The sequence below is a fragment of the uncultured Treponema sp. genome (assembly GCF_934725225.1).
Lineage (GTDB): Bacteria > Spirochaetota > Spirochaetia > Treponematales > Treponemataceae > Treponema_D.
Genome location: NZ_CAKVAM010000002.1, coordinates 232,970 through 248,345, shown reverse-complemented (window position 1 = coordinate 248,345; position 15,376 = coordinate 232,970). Strand labels below are relative to the sequence as shown.

The window sequence follows — 15,376 nt, the reverse complement described above, 5'->3', positions numbered from 1 at the left end:
ATTAAAGCTGCGTCAAATCTATGGAGCGCGAAAGTCCGTTCAGGCGTTTTCTATAAATTGCCGGCTGATTTATGTCATTCGGATCAATTTTTATTCCCGCCGGAAGTTTGTGCCCGGAAAACGGTCTTTTTTCTTCTGTAGAATTTTTTTCTTCAAGCTGATTTTCAACAAGCGAAACAGTTTCACGCTCGCCAAGAGATTCCGCCGGAGCAAATGAAGTTTCGTCATTTTCTTTTGGCGCAGAATTTTCAACTGAAGAATTCTTAAAATCTATGGAACTAAAATGCTCTGAAGGCTTTGCTGGCTTTGAGTCGGATTCAGTTTTTCCGCCCAAGGCACGGATGAACTCGCCATAGTCGGCAACAGAATCGTCCTTTTCATCTTCTTCCAAAGGAACAGAAGTCGCAAAGTCGTCATTGCCGCTAAAATCGGTTGCAATTACAGTAACGGAAACTTCGTCGTCTTCCATTGCGGAATTTTCCGAAAGTCCAAAAATTATTTCCGCCTCTTTGCTTGCCGAATGCTTGATTAAATTCACAATATCCTGCGTTTCTTCCAAATCCAAATTTCCATTGCTTGTTATGTTAATGAGAATTTTTCTTGCGCCGTCAATCTGGCGGTTTTCAAGAAGCGGATTTGCAATCGCGCCTTCAACAGCTTCGTTGACTCTGTTTTCGCCTTTGCCTTTTCCAACGCCAAGAATTGAGTCTCCTGAACCGTACATTATTTTTCTTACATCGGCAAAATCAAGATTTATGTCGCCAGGCTGAGTAATTAATTCTGTAATTCCCTTTACGCCGGCGCACAAAAGTCCGTCCGCAAATTTGAACTGCTCTCTAAAAGTCATGCGGTGGTCAACATTTTCAACGGCTTTAAAAATCAAATCATTTGGAAGAACAATCAGGCTGTCTACATTCTGCCGGAGTTTTTCAAGTCCTTCCAAAGCATTGTCCATGCGGACTTTTCCTTCAAATTCGAAAGGAGTTGTAACAACGGCAATCGTAAGAATTCCAGCGTTGTGGGAAAGCTCCGCAACAACAGGCGCAGAACCAGTTCCAGTTCCTCCGCCCATTCCGGCAGTTATGATAACCATGTTTGCGCCGGAAATAATTCTTGAAATACGCTCGGCATCTTCTTTTGCGGCATTTTCGCCAACAGCAGGATTTCCGCCCGCGCCAAGTCCGCCAGTTATTTTCTGACCAATCGGAACTCTTAGCTGCGCAGTTGATTTGTGCAAAGCCTGTTTGTCTGTATTTAAAACAATAAACTGAACGCCGGAAACTCCGTCTTCAATCATGCGTTGAACCGCACTGGAGCCACCGCCGCCGCAGCCAATAATTTTTATAACAGTAGGATTTATATCGCCAAGCTCGTCATCAAAATTCAACGGCTCGTCATTTGCAACCGGCTGCAAAACTGAACCATTCAGCGGCGCATTCATTTTTTGAGAAGACGTATCTTCAACATTTGTAAATTCCATATTTTCCTCCCGACCCGCGCATTCTGCTTCTTAATCCCCATTAAAAACAGAGCGCATCCAAAAATATTTTGTTTATCAGTTTATCTTTTTTAACAAGTTTTTAAACCAGCTGGACTTTGAATCCGGCTTTTGTTTTTTTGAAACTTTGCGGGAAACCGCCGCAGAAGAATCATCATTTTTATTTGCAAGAACAAGTCCCACAGCAGTTGCAAAATCTGCATTTCTGTAAGAATCATCAGTTCCGCCAAAATCCGCGCAACAACCGATTCTAACAGCCGTAGTCTTCCAAACTTCCTGCGCAAGAGTTTCAATGCCAGGCATAAGAGCGCCGCCGCCAGTAAGAACAATTGTTCCACGAAGTTCCGTAAGTCCAGAACGTCTGACAACTTCTTTTTTTGCAGAAACAAGAATTTCTTCAACACGCGCCGTTATGATTTCACTTAAAGCAGCTTTATTTGTAAGCTCAGGCGGAAGTCCTCCAACGCCAGGAATTATAACTTCCTCATTTTCTTCACCTTCGTTAAGCCAGCAAGTTCCGTACTTTATCTTCAATTCTTCAGCAACAGAAAAAGGAACGCCCATTACTTCAGAAATATCATTTGTAACACGGTTTCCGCCAGCCGGAATTGAAGTTGTAAAAACCGGCGCATCTTTGTTCAAAACAATTACATCCGTAGAGCCGCCGCCCAAGTCAATCAGAATAGAGCCAAGGTCGCGCTCGTCTTCACGCAAAGTCGCATAGGCAGCCGCCAAAGTTTTAAGCGTGATTCTTCTAAGCTGATATTCGGCGCGCATAATACATTCATTTATATTCGCATAGGCCGAAGTTGAAACTTTTAAAAGCAAAGTTTTCACTTCAAGACGCACGCCTTTTATTCCAATCGGATTCGCATATTCGCGTCCGTCAACAAGATATTCCTGCGGAAGAATGTGAAGAAGAATTTCATTCAGCGGAATTGAAACAGCCTGGGCGCAATCCAACGCACGGTTTTTTGCTTCCATTTTGATTTCAACTTCACGGTTTCCGCCTTTAGGATCTGCGCCGACAACGCCAGTAGAAGGAAGGCTTGTAACCTGCGAACCGCCGATTGAAGTATAAACTTCGACAACTGTTGTTCCCGCGCTGATTTCGGCAGCTTCAATTGTTTCTTTTATTACATTTTTTGTTGCATCAATATTGACGATTATTCCGTTTCTAACTCCCTGAGTCGGCCTTTTTGAAATTCCTATTATTTCAATTTCGTCATTTGCATTTATTTCTGCAATAACTGTCCTGATCCAGCAAGTGCCAATGTCAAGACCAACAATCGTCCGAGCCAAAATATTCCTCACTCAACGGCATCTGTATGAAAGTGAATCGTATCGCAAATCGACTTCCACAACATCCGGTTCTATAGAATTTACAACGTCAAGAACAACCATCATGTACTTCAGCGCGTCTTCAGTCAAAGAGCGGTCGGTAAGAACTCTAACCTTTGCCTGCGTAGGATAAAGAACAAGCTCGTAGTTTCCATACTCTTTAGGCACAACCTGAATTTCTGAAATCGCGGCAAAATATTTCTGAGGCAAACTTCTTATCGCTGAAATCTGCTCCATAAGCACACGGTACTTTGCCGGAAGTCTCATTCCTTCCTGAAGATTTTCAATAGGAAGTCCTGAAATAAGAGGAACAGAACTGTCCTGCAAAATGGAATCTGACTGTATGCTGAATAGTACACAATTTTCGTCAATTTGAACAGACTTTGACACGCCATTTACAGAAAGAATAGTTTTTGCAACAGGAACTCTTTCTTTTACTGAAATAAAAATTTTATCTGGAAAACGTTTGTCAACGGAAACTCTTTCAATATAAGAAACATTGCTCAAAATTGAAGCCGCGCGGTCTGTGTCGAATCCTGTCCAAGATGAATTTGAAAGAGGCGCAAGCCGTTCAGCAATATCTTTCCGCGCAAAAGAATCCAAGCCTGAATAAATTATAGCCGGATGTCCAAAACACGGAAGAACAAAAGCATAGATAATTCCTTCAACAAAAAGAAAAAATCCAAGCACAAAAACAACAATTTTGAGAACAATATATTTTTTTTCACTTGCTTTCTGGTCTGCCTTTTCAGAAGTTTTTACAGCTTCAAAAGAACCAAAAAATTCGTCAAAATCAGAAATCGCCGCATCACTCATATTCAACTACAACTCCCCCGATTGTTTCAATGTTATCAAATTTATTTTTCAAAGTTTGCCCTGATTCTTTATCGGCATCGCAGTGGGAAGCGTTTATAATAAATCCGCACATGCAAAGCGTTATTATAAGGGACGAGCCACCTGAAGAAAAAAACGGCAAAGGAATTCCAGTTGTAGGAGAAGCTCCGCAGACAACGGCGCAGTTAAAAACCGACTGGCAAAAAATGCAAAGCGTGCAACCGAATGAGCCGTAAGCCGCAAAACGATCCGGGCAGTTAAGAGCGATTTTAAATCCGCGGCAGGCAAAAACTATAAGCAAAATAAAATAAGATGTTACGCCAAAAAGTCCCATCATTGTAGCCCAGCCTGCAAAAATATAGTCAGTCTGAATTTCTGGAATCGCAGAAATTTTTTCAAGTCCGTCGCCGATTCCAGTTCCCCAAATTCCTCCTGCGCCAATCGCCCTCTCAGATGCAGAAGTTTGATAGCCCGCCGTAAGCCTGAATTTTTCAGGAAAAAGATACGCAAGAATTCTCATCAAACGGTATTCTTCCATGGAAACCAAAATCACTGCGGCTGGAATCGCAAGAATAGAAAACGGAATAAGCCACTTTAAAGATGCGCCGGACAAAATAAACATTGCCACGCCAAGTGCAAAAACAAAAATTCCAGTGGACAAATTTCTCTGGCAAAAAATCACAACAACAAAAAGTAAAAGAGCCGCAACCGGATAAATAAATTCCTTGGAGCTTTCCTCGTATTCAGAAGAATGCGCATCAAACATGTGCGCCAAATACATCACAATTGCGAACTTCACAAGTTCCGACGGCTGAAAAGAAAATAAATGCGGAATCACAATCCATCTTGAAGCGCCTTTTCTTTCGCTTCCAATTCCAGGAAGAAACGCAAGAATGCAAAGAACAAAAGAGACAACGGCAAACATAAAAACAAATTTCCGGATTTTCTTTACTGGAACAACTGCAAAAAAAATCAATCCGGCAAAACCTACAACAGAAGAAACAATTTGCCTATTTAAAAAATAATTTTTATTTCCGAAGAACCGCTCGCCAACTCCGGGAGAACAAACGTAAAGCGTAAAAATTCCAAGTCCCCACAAAAGCAAAGTGCAGACAATAAAAACAGAATCGCTTTTTCTATAGTTCGACACAGGACGGTCAGGAAAAAATCTGTATTCTCCCATAATCACTCGTCTCCGCCAAGCAAAATTTTTGAAATCCGCTCAAGTCCCATTCCTCTGGAACCTTTTATAAATATAATTGAATTTAAACTTCCGTGCAAAACTTTTTTAATTTCCGAAGTAGCCTTCTTCATTGAATCTTGAGAATTTCCTGCAATGAAAATAATATTTTTTTCAGAAGAATTTTTTGCCTTTTCAAAAGCGGATTTCATTTCTGTTCCAATAAAAATCACAAGGTCGGCGTCAGAGTTTGCAGCAAGAAGCCCAGTTTTTTCATGCGCAGATTTTGAATCAGAGCCAAGCTCAAGCATATCGCCAAGAACAAAAATTTTTTTTGCGTTCGCTTCTTTTTTTACAGAGCTGACAAATTCAATCGCTTTTTCCATTGAATCAGGATTCGCATTGTAGCAGTCCTGCATAATAAAAAAATTTTTTCCGTCAAGAATTTCAGAGCGGCCGGACAATGGCTTTAAGCTGGAAATTCCATCTGAAATTTGCCGTGAAGAAAGACCAATCACTTGAGCAAGAGCAATCGCACCCAACGCATTTTTGTAGTTGTATTTTCCGGGAAGCGGCAAAATCGTTTCAATTCCGTCTATGCTGAATTTTGTTCCTTTCAATCCCAAGTCGCAAATGTATTTTACAGAATCAGTGTCGTTTCCGTAGAACACAACTTTTCCATCAATTTCATTTTTTAGAAAATCTGAAAAATCATCGTCAGCCGGAATTACGCCAGTTCCAAATCCGCCGAAGTAACTGAAAATTTTTGCCTTCTCCTTTGCAATATTTTCACGGCTTCCAAGAATTCCAATGTGCGCTGTGCCAATATTTGTTACAACAGCAAAACGCGGCTTCAACACAGAAGCAATTTCTCCGATTTCATTTTCACGGTTCATGCCCATTTCAAAAACGCCGCACTCATGCTCGGCTCTTATGTTGAACACGGAAAGCGGAAGTCCGGTCTCGCTATTTAAATTTCCTTTGTTTGAAATGACTTTGTATTTTTGCGAAAGTATTGAAACTAAAATTTCTTTTGTTGTGGTTTTTCCGCTTGAGCCTGTAACGCCGATTTTTATAAGATGCGGAAATTTTTCAACATAACGGGCAGCGGCTTTCTGCAAAGCTTCAAGAGTATTTTCCACAGCGATAAAAATTACAGAAGGATTTTTTTCATGAAGCTCAACAAAATAATTTCCGTTGTCTTCAAAATTTTTCATGCGGATAAAAACTGCGCTTGCACCTTTTTTAATCGCCTGCGGAATGTAAGAATGTCCGTCCTGATTTTCACCAATGAGCGGAACAAAAAGAGTATTTTTTTCAACCAAGCGGCTGTCTGTCTGAACGGACTTTATGCAAAGCGAACCGTTTCCAAGAACATGCACGCCATTAACGGCTTCAAGTATTTCTTCCAGCGACAAAAGCGAATCATTTTCGTTCATTTTTTCTCATCTCCACACGCACAATTTCTTCAGTTTCAGCTTTTCTCATGCCCAAATCATTTTCTGCAATAGTTTCAATTCTGTCTGAACTTGAAAGCACGCTTATATCCGTTATAAGTTTTTTATTTTCCTCTATAAGTTTTTCCTGTTTTTTTTCAAGCTCCGAAACTTCTTTTTTTAGCTCGCGGTATTTACTTGACTGAATTCCATTTAAAATCAAAAGTCCAGGAATTCCCAAAGCGAATATAACAAGGCAAAAATTTTTCAGCAAACTTTTTATTTTCATCACAAAGCCTCCACTCCATAAAGCCGAAGCTTGTCTGCGTCCCGAAGTTTTCGAACAACACGAAGTTTTGCGCTTCTGGAAGGCGAATTTGTTTTGATTTCTTCTTCGGAAGGCTCGACCGGTTTTCTTGTTAAAATTTCCGCGCATGGAGTTCCGCCGCAAACGCATTCAGGAAATTCAGGAGGACAAACACATTGCTTTCCAAGATTGCGAAAATAATTTTTTACAATTCTGTCTTCAAGCGAATGAAATGTTATAACGCCCATTTTTCCGCCCGGAGCAAGAACATTGAACGCAGCGTGGATTGCTTGCGGCAGCCTTTTAAGCTCACTGTTGACAAGAATTCTCAAAGCCTGAAAAGTTCTTGTCGCAGGATGAATATTTCCGTATTTATATTTTGAAGGAACGGCATTGAAAATTATATCAGCCAAAGCTTTTGTTGAAACAATTTTCTGAGACTTTCTTGCGGAAACAATCGCGCTTGCAATTCGCCTTGAATATTTTTCATCTGAATAAAGATAAATCATATTTGCAAGCTCGTCTTCCGGCATTTCATTGACGATGTCGGCGGCGCTTTCTTTTGTGTTCGGATTCAGTCTCATGTCAAGCTCTTCATCATGCCGAAACGAAAATCCTCTTCCGCTTTTTTCATAATGAAAAACGCTGATTCCCAAATCAAACAAAATCAAGTCGGGCTTTCTTTCTTCAGAATAATTGCAGTAAAAATCATTGAACCAGCCGTTATAAAACCTCATCCGCTCCCCGAATTCTGCAAGACGTTCTTTCGCCCTAGCCTGAATAACGCTGTCAGCATCAAGTCCAAGAATTTTTAAAGTTGGAAATTTCTTTAAAAAATTAAACGAATGTCCGCCTTCCCCCAAAGTAGAATCAATCATAAAAGCGTCATTTTCAAACGGCTCGCCCATTGGAGAAAGAAATTTGAGACATTCATTTAGCAATACAGGAGTATGAACAATTTCCACTTTTTTCCAGCCTGATTTTTTGAGAGGCAAAACTCACATCAAAATATCGCCCATAGTTTCCGCAGCCTTAAGGAACGAAGCTTCAGTTTCCTCAAGATAAGCTCTGTACTTTTCAGAATCCCAAAGCTCCATATACTTGTTGATTCCAAGAATTGTACATTCACCTTTAAGTCCCGCGTAATCTCTAAGCGTCTGGGGAATAGAAAGACGGCCGGATTTATCAAAGTCCAATTTTTGTGCAGGCGCAATAAAACGTCGCATAACAAGGCGTTTCTGGTCATTGAACAAAGACGCCGAGTCCACAATTTTTTTATTAAGAGAAGTCCATTCATCAATGGAGAAAATCATAAGACAGCGGTCGAGCCCCTGAGTTACAACAAGACTTTCCTGCTGCAAAACAGAGCGCAACTTCGCCGGAAACTGAATCCTTCCTTTGTCATCCAGCGTGTTGTTGTACTCGCCAAAAAGCATTTCCATGCCACTATCCACCACTTTACCCCACTATTTCCCACTTATTAAATATTTTATCAAAAAAAAACGTAATGTCAATGCAAAAACTCTCCGATAGACTGATTTTTACAGCTGAAAATTCAGACGGACTTTAAAACTGTATAGTTGAGAATCTTTTTCATATCTGCTAAAAATCCGCAGGCTGCAAGAAAATGATAAACACACTGAACGAAACAAGCCTTCACAAGTCGCTAAAAGCCATTTACAGAATCCAGTGCGACGGAAAATCGGAAGTAAAAGTCGGCGCGTACATTGCAGACATTCTTTGTCCTGACGGCGGAATCATAGAAATTCAGACAGGAACGCTTGGAAAACTGCTCAAAAAAACAGAATTCTTTTTATCCGAAAAGCGAAAAATAAAAATCGTCTATCCGCTTGCAACCGTAAAATACATAGAAACAAAAGACGCCGCCACAGGAAAAATCACAAGGCGAAAAAGCCCTTTAAAAAAGAACATATATTCAGTTTTCAAGGAAATAACATCTCTCGTTCCCGTTCTACTCGAAAAAAATTTCACGCTGGAAATAATCGAAGCTGAAATAACTGAAGAGCGCGCAAAAACAGAAGAGCCGGCTCAGTCAAAAAACAAAAGGCGAAGGTTCAAAAAAGACTGGCAAAAAACTGGAAAGCGACTTGAGCAGACAGGAAAAATTTTTACTCTCCACGGAAAATCATCTTACAAAAAACTGCTTCCAAAAAATCTTCCGGACACATTTACTTCAAAAGAATTTTTTGAGCTTTTAAAGAAAAATGTTCCGCTTGTAAAAAGAAGCGACGCAAACCTTATGCTTTGGGTTCTTTCAAAAATAGAAATTATAAATACAGTCGGAAAAAAAGGAAACGCAAAAATTTATTCTATGCAGACAAAGTGCTGTGAAAATGCGTTATAGCTCCAGCAAGAGCGTCCGCGGCATGGTCTGGACGAGGCGGCTGTTTCAAATTCAACAAAAGTTGAACATACCGGGCAACAGTATCTTTATCCGCGCTTTTTGTTCCTGTTACCGCGCATTTTATCTGATTCGGAGCATACATAAAAATTGGAATCGCCTGCTGAACAAGGCACAAGCTCACAACGCCTTTTGCTTCCGCCACTGCAAGCGCACTAGTCGTATTGCGGGCAAAAAACAAAGTTTCCATTTCAGCTTCTGTAGGACGAAATTCATTCAAAATCGCCAGAAGTTTATTGTAAATGCAAAGCAAGCGGACTTCATGCGAATCACTGCTTGAAGTTTCTATAACTCCGTAGCTCACAAGAGAAATTCTGGAATTTTCACAGTCAACAATCCCGAAGCCAGTATGCGCAAGCCCGGGATCTATGCCTATAATCCGGCGTTTTTTCATTATGCTGAAAAAAAAACAAGACACTTGGACGAAACAAAATTCCGCGCCAAATGCCTGCACAAAAACTAAAAAGTCAAAACTTAAGCTTCTGGATCGAAGTCTTCTGGATATTCAACAGTTGAATAAACGTTCTGAACATCATCATTTTCTTCAAGTTTGTCCAAAAGTTTCTGAACTTTCTTTGCAGTTTCCGCGTCAACCGCTGTATAGTTAAACGGAACCATAGAAACAGCGGCAGAAAGTGTTTCCCATTCTTTAGCCTGAAGAGCTTCAAGAACTGCGTCAAATGAAGCAGGATCTGTTGTTACAGTGATAACTCCATCTTCATTTACAACATCTTCTGCGCCAGCTTCAACAGCAACGCTCATAACATCATCTTCGCTTACTTTTTCTGCATCGTATTCGATAACGCCTTTGCGCTCAAACATACGGCTTGTAGAACCTGTTGTTCCAAGATTTCCGCCGTTTTTATTGAAAATATTGCGAACATCAGCAGCGGCACGATTCTTGTTGTCTGTAAGAACATCTACGAGAACTGCAACTCCGCCCGGAGCATATCCTTCGTAAACAAGCTCTTCATAAGAAACTGCGCCAAGTTCACCAGTTCCTTTCTTTATAGCGCGCTCAATATTGTCTTTTGGCATAGAAGCAGCTTTTGCCTTGAGCATAGCAGTTCTAAGGCGAGGGTTAGAATCAGGATCTCCTCCACCCATTTTTGCTGCGATAGAAATTTCCTTTATGAATTTTGTGAAAAGCGCTCCACGTTTTGCATCAGCAATACCTTTTGCGTGTTTAATGGTTGACCATTTACTGTGTCCTGACATACGGAACTCCTATAAATAATAACGAATAAGTATAATATAATACCATAAAACAAATAAATACGTCAATAACGAAACCTGTCATTGGCAGTTCAACGTATTTTTTATATGCTCTGGGAGCGGAATTTCAAAAGTCTGAATTTTTCCATCAACAGGCAAGGAAAGTTTTACAGACGCAAGATGAAGCTTTTTTATTCCGATTTTTCTTGCAAGTTTATTTTTTTTAAAATCTCCATGCTTGTCGTCTCCTGCAATCGGACAAGAAGCTTTCGCAAGCTGAATTCTTATCTGATGCATACGGCCAGTTCCCAAGGTGAGTTTCAAAAAACTAAGTTCCAGAACTTCGTCCGTTTCTGGAATTTTTACATTCCAAACTGATTCAACTTTAAAAAAAGTTTTTGCCGTCTGAGTTCTTCCGTGGGCTTCAACTGTTCCTTCCAAAACGCCAGAATAACATTTTTTTCCGTTGACAATTGGAATTCCAAAGCAAACCGCGACGTATTCTTTTTTTACTTTTCCGCCTGAAATCAAGTTCGTCCAGTTTGCAGCAGCCTGCGCATTTTTTGCAACAGCAAGAATGCCGGAAGTTTCTTTATCCAAACGGTGAACAAGAAAAATTTTGTAGCCAAGCTGAAGGGAAAGTTCCGCGTCAAGAGGATGCGCAATGCCAGAACCTCCCTGAACCGAAACGCCAGCTTCCTTATTCACAAGAAGAATTTCTTCATTTTCAAAAATTATAGAAAAAGTTTTCATTTGCCGAAAATAAAATACAAAGAGTTTCAAAACAAAAACTTTTGAAACCAGCTCAACATTTTGAGTTCCATATTAATTGAGGTTTATAAAAATGACAAGCATCGCAAAAAAAACTTTCGCCGTTGCATTTCTTTTTTTTATTTCAATAGAAATTTTTGCGCACAGAGTTTCGTTTGAAGGATTTTCAAATTCAGTTTTTATTGACTTGCCGGAAGAATTTGCGCTCGTTCAGTCTCAAGGCGAAGATTCATTTCTTCTGCAAAGCAAAATTGCGCCGATAAATTCCATAGTTAAAATTTACAAAAAAGAAAAATTCGTTTCCGCAAAAGAAGCATTGGAAAGCACAATCCAAAAACTCAACCTTAAAACTCTTGAAACAAAAAATGCGCAATGGAGAAACAATGAAGCTTGCATCGCGGCATTCAAAGGAAAAATTTCTGGCGCAGAATCTCAAGGCTACGCGGCGGCTTCCGTAATTCCAGAAAACAAAAGCATTGCCGTTCTAATTTCTTGGTGCGGCGCGGAAAATTTCAACAATGTAAATTTTCTTATTGAAAGTTTTATCGACTCGCTTTGCATTGACTCAGAAAGCTGTTTTTCTCCGGGACTTTTTACATCGCTATATCATCCGACTTCCGGCAAAGAGCAAACGCTAAATCTTCTTATAGACAAAAAAGAAATTTCAACGCAAATCGATTCACTTGACTGCAAAAATTCAGAATATCTTATTGAGCGCGAATACAAAGTACTTCAAATGTACATGAACAGTCCGCTTTGGAAAGAAGCATGGCAACGTTACTACAGAATGATTTTTAAAGATTCGTGCAAGCGGCTTCAAAAAGTTTCTTTTGACATCTACGGAACTCTTGCGCCTGACTGCAAGGACGAAACTGATTTTGCACAAAAAATTTTATCATGGACTCAAGGATTCAAATATGAAAGGGAAAAAACTGCAAGCGACTTTGCTTCACTTCCGTCTATAATTTCCGGCGGTGGAAGCGACTGCGATTCAAGAGCCATGCTGATTGCCGTGATTCTTCAAAGCATGAACATAGACTCGATAATTTTTGTAAGCAGCGAATTTCATCACGCGGTTGCAGGACTTGTTTCGTCCCACCCGGGATTCGGTTTTACAGTTGAAGGCAAAACTTATCTCACAGGCGAAACAACAGTACCGGGATTAACTTGGGGAATTATTGACAAAAACCAAAGCGATTTTTCAAAATGGATTCCCGTAATGCTTCCATGAGCATTTTAAGCGCAAGGAAGCAATGCGGTTTTATTTTATGAGAAGATTGTAAGCATCCATCGGAGATTCAGAATTAAGAAGAGCCTCTCTCAAAGATGCGTCCTTTAGTTTTGCGCTAAAGAATGAAAGTGTCTTTAAATAATAGCTGTGCTGATTGTACGCCGCCGCAATCATAAAAAGAATTCTTACAGGAATTTCGTCAACAGGCTGAAAACCAATTATATCGCATTTTGAAATTCCTACGGACATAACAAGGTCAGTAACACTTGAAAGCCGCACATGAGGAATCGCAAGACCTCTGCCAATAGAAGTTGACATAAGTTCCTCACGCTTTAAAATTTCAGATTCAAGTTCCTTTGCATCTTTTACCTGAGGAGCTGTGGCAAGATTCTGCGCAAGGCGGACAAGTGAATCATGCTTTGTCTGATGATTCATAAAAACAATCCGCTCTGGAGAAAGTATATTTTTTACCTGAACAACAATTTCAGAATCATTTGACTTTCCGCCAGAAGAAAGCCGCTCGTTTACCCATTTTTCAATTTCGGATTTTTTAAATCTCCAGACAGTTCCAATTTTTCCGCTTGGAATTTCGCCTTTTTGAGCCCAGTCATATACAGTACGCTCGCTTACACGAAGATATTTTGCAACTTCTTCAATTGTAAGAATATCATCTTCCATAGATTATGGCCTCTTATTTTTATTAAATTTCAACATTGTATATATTTCGCTATTTTGCAATCTTTACGCTTTTTTGTCAATATTCGCAGAAGCAAAACAACAATGTAAAAATTTAGGCTTTATTTTCTTTCCATGGAAAAAAGAAACCTTTTAATGTTCTTGGTCCCAAAAGCTTCCTGTCTTTAGCAAGCAAATCGTTCCAAGGCACAGTCTTGCGTTCCTTTGCAGAAAGTCCCGGATTTACTTCAATCCAGTCGTATTTATAAAGAAGAAGTCTGAGCGCATTTGTATTTGTGATTACGATCCCAGTCATTCCCGGATAAAGCCCAAAAGTAAAAACAGTGAGCAAAAGATTCAGAAAGTTGACAAAAGAAAGCGCAAATGTAAATCCGATATTGTCAAAGAAAATTATGTATGATTTTTTGAGGCACTTTTTAAATCCGTTGTTCATAAGGCTTCTTACAGGCAAAAACCACTGGAGCGCAAAGAAAGTTGTGACTAAAAACCAAAATATCAAAACCATAAAAACAAACCAAACATAGCTTCCGCTTGATTTCCACATTTTAAAATAGAACGGCAAACTCACAGCCGCAATGCAAATCAATGCGCCGGCAAAAAGTCCGAACAACGCGCCGCTTTTAAATGAAGCCAAAAATTCCTTGAAAAATTCGCTGTATCTTGGAGCATCAAAATTTGCAATTTTAGCGGCATTTTTTCCAGCGGCAAATCCCACGGAACAAATCAAAATGCTGTCAATCATAACCGAAGCAAAAATTAAAACAGCCCTGATTTCACCAGAAAAAGGCGAGCTATAGGCAAACATAAAAATCAAGTAGGAAACAAAAAGCGCAATTAGTGAAAAAAAATTGCAGACAACAACATAAAAAAGGTTGTCCCAGACATCGCATAAATTCTTTTTAAAGAAAAATCCAAACATGGAAAAAATAGTAATATAATTGCTGACAATTTGCAACGCTGATGATAAAATTAAAAAAATATGGAATACAACGTCAATTCTGTAATTTCGCTTATCTCAAGAATCCACACGCAGACCGCAGAATTTACAAACAAAATACTTTCAAGCCATAATTTTGTTTCTTCCCACGGATTTATACTTTTTCTTTTGTCTGAAAACGCGGAAATGTCCATGGGCGAAATTGCAAAAAAAATAAACAGAGACAAAAGCACCACAACATTTTTAATCAGAAAATTAATAGACGAAAAACTTGTAAAATGCGAACAAAGCAGCAAGGACAGCCGGAAAAAAATAATTTCACTAACCGCTGAAGGAAAAAAATACAACAACTTTACAAGCGAAATTTCGAACAAACTGCTTTCAATTTGCTATAAAAATTTTTCCGCGGAAGAAAAAGAAACGCTTTTAAATCTTCTGGAAAAAATGAGCCTGAACCTAGAAACAGAAGAAGCCAAAACGTAACAAAAGCATTTTTATAAAAAAATACAACACAAAAAGGCTTCTTTAAAATTAAAGAAGCCTTTTCTATCTAAAAATTTAAAAGTTCTATTTTAAAGCCGCGCTTATGCGTTCCAAAACTTTTTTGCGGTCCAAAGGCTTGACGATATAGTTTTTTGCGCCGCTAAGAAGAGATTTTTTTACAAGTTCTTCTTTTCCAAGCGCACTGACCATTACAACCTTAGCATTTTTGTCAAAGGCAATAATCTGCTCAAGAGCTGTAATTCCGTCCATGCGAGGCATTGTTATATCCATTGTCACCAAGTCAACATTCGGACAAAGCTCTTTATATTTGTCAACGCCCTCTTTTCCGTCCTGAGCTGTAGCAACGATTTCATAACCATCACTAGAAAGAATCTGAGTGAGCTGTTTTGCAACAAACATAGAATCGTCTACAACTAGCACGCGGTACTTTGTGCCGTCAAGTTTTTCACCTTCAGGCGGACGCTCATTAATAGATGGAAAATCCTGTTTTGTTTTCATTCTAAACTCCTTATATTATGTGCGCTCGCGAATTGCGACGTTAACTTCAATTTTGCCATAGTCAGTAATAAGAGGAACAATAAGAGCCTCTACATTGTCTGTTGTTCCGCCCAATGCCGCTATTTCCATTTTTTCACCTGCAAACAAGGCAGGAGGTGTAAGGTCAAATTTAAAACCAAGGTCGTGCAATTTTGTAACAGACTGCGCCGTAATCAAATTTGCAAGCTCGCTGATAGTAGCCTTTGCCAAGTCATCAAAAGCCGGCAATTTTTCCTCATTCATCTTGGAAGCAATGTTCAATGCAGTTTCAAAAGTCATGTCAAAAAGAACACGGCCTTCAACATCTCCTGCAAGACCAACAAGAGCCGCAACACCCATTACAGGCATAGCAGTTGACTTTAAATACAAGTCGCCTCTTTTTACTTCTGCCCCGCCCAAAACTTCTTTTAACACACGGTAAGAAGTTTCAACAAATGGATTAATATACTCTACTCTCATTAATAACC

At 39.5% G+C, this 15,376-nt stretch carries 18 protein-coding genes; 3 read left to right on the top strand and 15 right to left on the bottom strand.

What is annotated here, in order from left to right:
• Position 1 precedes the first annotated feature (1 nt).
• The 8 genes from ftsZ to mraZ form a co-directional block, all read right to left on the bottom strand.
• Positions 2–1,480 carry a cell division protein FtsZ gene (ftsZ, locus tag Q0H92_RS04005; RefSeq protein ID WP_296012206.1) on the bottom strand — a complete coding sequence of 493 codons (1,479 nt, stop codon included), beginning with the start codon at positions 1,478–1,480 and terminating at the stop codon, positions 2–4.
• A gap of 75 nt (positions 1,481–1,555) precedes the next feature.
• Positions 1,556–2,800, bottom strand: coding sequence for a cell division protein FtsA (ftsA, locus tag Q0H92_RS04000; RefSeq protein ID WP_296012204.1), 1,245 nt, complete (start codon positions 2,798–2,800; stop codon positions 1,556–1,558).
• Between the two features lie 12 nt (positions 2,801–2,812).
• Positions 2,813–3,655: an FtsQ-type POTRA domain-containing protein gene (locus tag Q0H92_RS03995; RefSeq protein ID WP_296012201.1), complete on the bottom strand. Its 843-nt coding sequence runs from the start codon at positions 3,653–3,655 to the stop codon at positions 2,813–2,815.
• Positions 3,648–4,856: a putative peptidoglycan glycosyltransferase FtsW gene (locus Q0H92_RS03990; protein ID WP_296012199.1), complete on the bottom strand. Its 1,209-nt coding sequence runs from the start codon at positions 4,854–4,856 to the stop codon at positions 3,648–3,650. The genes Q0H92_RS03995 and Q0H92_RS03990 overlap by 8 nt, the downstream gene beginning before the upstream one ends.
• A 2-nt stretch (positions 4,857–4,858) precedes the next feature.
• Positions 4,859–6,292, bottom strand: coding sequence for a UDP-N-acetylmuramoyl-tripeptide--D-alanyl-D-alanine ligase (gene murF / locus Q0H92_RS03985; protein WP_296012197.1), 1,434 nt, complete (start codon positions 6,290–6,292; stop codon positions 4,859–4,861).
• On the bottom strand, positions 6,279–6,578 hold the full coding sequence (ftsL, locus tag Q0H92_RS03980; protein WP_295797196.1) for a cell division protein FtsL: 300 nt from the start codon (positions 6,576–6,578) through the stop codon (positions 6,279–6,281). The genes murF and ftsL overlap by 14 nt, the downstream gene beginning before the upstream one ends.
• Positions 6,578–7,561 (bottom strand): 16S rRNA (cytosine(1402)-N(4))-methyltransferase RsmH, encoded by a 984-nt coding sequence (rsmH, locus tag Q0H92_RS03975; protein ID WP_296012195.1) that lies wholly within the window; start codon positions 7,559–7,561, stop codon positions 6,578–6,580. Before rsmH ends, ftsL begins: the two co-directional genes overlap by 1 nt.
• Before the next feature lie 33 nt (positions 7,562–7,594).
• Entirely contained in the window at positions 7,595–8,038 is a 444-nt protein-coding gene (mraZ, locus tag Q0H92_RS03970; protein ID WP_288567497.1) for a division/cell wall cluster transcriptional repressor MraZ, read from the bottom strand.
• A 185-nt stretch (positions 8,039–8,223) separates the two neighbouring features.
• Here mraZ and Q0H92_RS03965 point away from each other — a divergent pair, with 185 nt between their 5' ends.
• Positions 8,224–8,961, top strand: a complete 738-nt coding sequence (locus Q0H92_RS03965) for a hypothetical protein (RefSeq protein ID WP_296012193.1) — start codon at positions 8,224–8,226, stop codon at positions 8,959–8,961.
• Here the strand turns inward: Q0H92_RS03965 and ruvC are convergent.
• The 3 genes from ruvC to Q0H92_RS03950 form a co-directional block, all read right to left on the bottom strand.
• Positions 8,927–9,412, bottom strand: a complete 486-nt coding sequence (ruvC, locus tag Q0H92_RS03960) for a crossover junction endodeoxyribonuclease RuvC (RefSeq protein ID WP_296012190.1) — start codon at positions 9,410–9,412, stop codon at positions 8,927–8,929. The genes Q0H92_RS03965 and ruvC overlap by 35 nt on opposite strands.
• 80 nt (positions 9,413–9,492) lie before the next feature.
• The gene (locus Q0H92_RS03955; protein ID WP_288567500.1) at positions 9,493–10,236 is read right to left on the bottom strand and encodes a YebC/PmpR family DNA-binding transcriptional regulator; all 744 of its coding nucleotides are present in this window, start codon (positions 10,234–10,236) and stop codon (positions 9,493–9,495) included.
• Positions 10,237–10,314: 78 nt separating this feature from the next.
• Positions 10,315–10,986: a pseudouridine synthase gene (locus Q0H92_RS03950; protein ID WP_296012189.1), complete on the bottom strand. Its 672-nt coding sequence runs from the start codon at positions 10,984–10,986 to the stop codon at positions 10,315–10,317.
• A gap of 91 nt (positions 10,987–11,077) precedes the next feature.
• Here Q0H92_RS03950 and Q0H92_RS03945 point away from each other — a divergent pair, with 91 nt between their 5' ends.
• Positions 11,078–12,235, top strand: a complete 1,158-nt coding sequence (locus Q0H92_RS03945; protein WP_296012187.1) for a hypothetical protein — start codon at positions 11,078–11,080, stop codon at positions 12,233–12,235.
• A gap of 30 nt (positions 12,236–12,265) precedes the next feature.
• Here the strand turns inward: Q0H92_RS03945 and Q0H92_RS03940 are convergent, their stop codons facing one another.
• Complete coding sequence (locus Q0H92_RS03940) at positions 12,266–12,913, bottom strand: PTS sugar transporter subunit IIA (protein ID WP_296012186.1); 648 nt, start codon at positions 12,911–12,913, stop codon at positions 12,266–12,268.
• Between the two features lie 112 nt (positions 12,914–13,025).
• Entirely contained in the window at positions 13,026–13,850 is an 825-nt protein-coding gene (locus Q0H92_RS03935; protein WP_296012185.1) for a hypothetical protein, read from the bottom strand.
• A gap of 60 nt (positions 13,851–13,910) precedes the next feature.
• Here Q0H92_RS03935 and Q0H92_RS03930 point away from each other — a divergent pair, with 60 nt between their 5' ends.
• Positions 13,911–14,351, top strand: coding sequence for a MarR family transcriptional regulator (locus Q0H92_RS03930; protein WP_296012183.1), 441 nt, complete (start codon positions 13,911–13,913; stop codon positions 14,349–14,351).
• 84 nt (positions 14,352–14,435) lie between these two features.
• Here the strand turns inward: Q0H92_RS03930 and Q0H92_RS03925 are convergent, their stop codons facing one another.
• Both Q0H92_RS03925 and Q0H92_RS03920 read right to left on the bottom strand, forming a co-directional pair.
• The gene (locus tag Q0H92_RS03925; RefSeq protein WP_013701791.1) at positions 14,436–14,870 is read right to left on the bottom strand and encodes a response regulator; all 435 of its coding nucleotides are present in this window, start codon (positions 14,868–14,870) and stop codon (positions 14,436–14,438) included.
• A gap of 15 nt (positions 14,871–14,885) precedes the next feature.
• Entirely contained in the window at positions 14,886–15,368 is a 483-nt protein-coding gene (locus Q0H92_RS03920; protein ID WP_013701792.1) for a chemotaxis protein CheX, read from the bottom strand.
• Between the last annotated feature and the right edge of the window lie 8 nt (positions 15,369–15,376).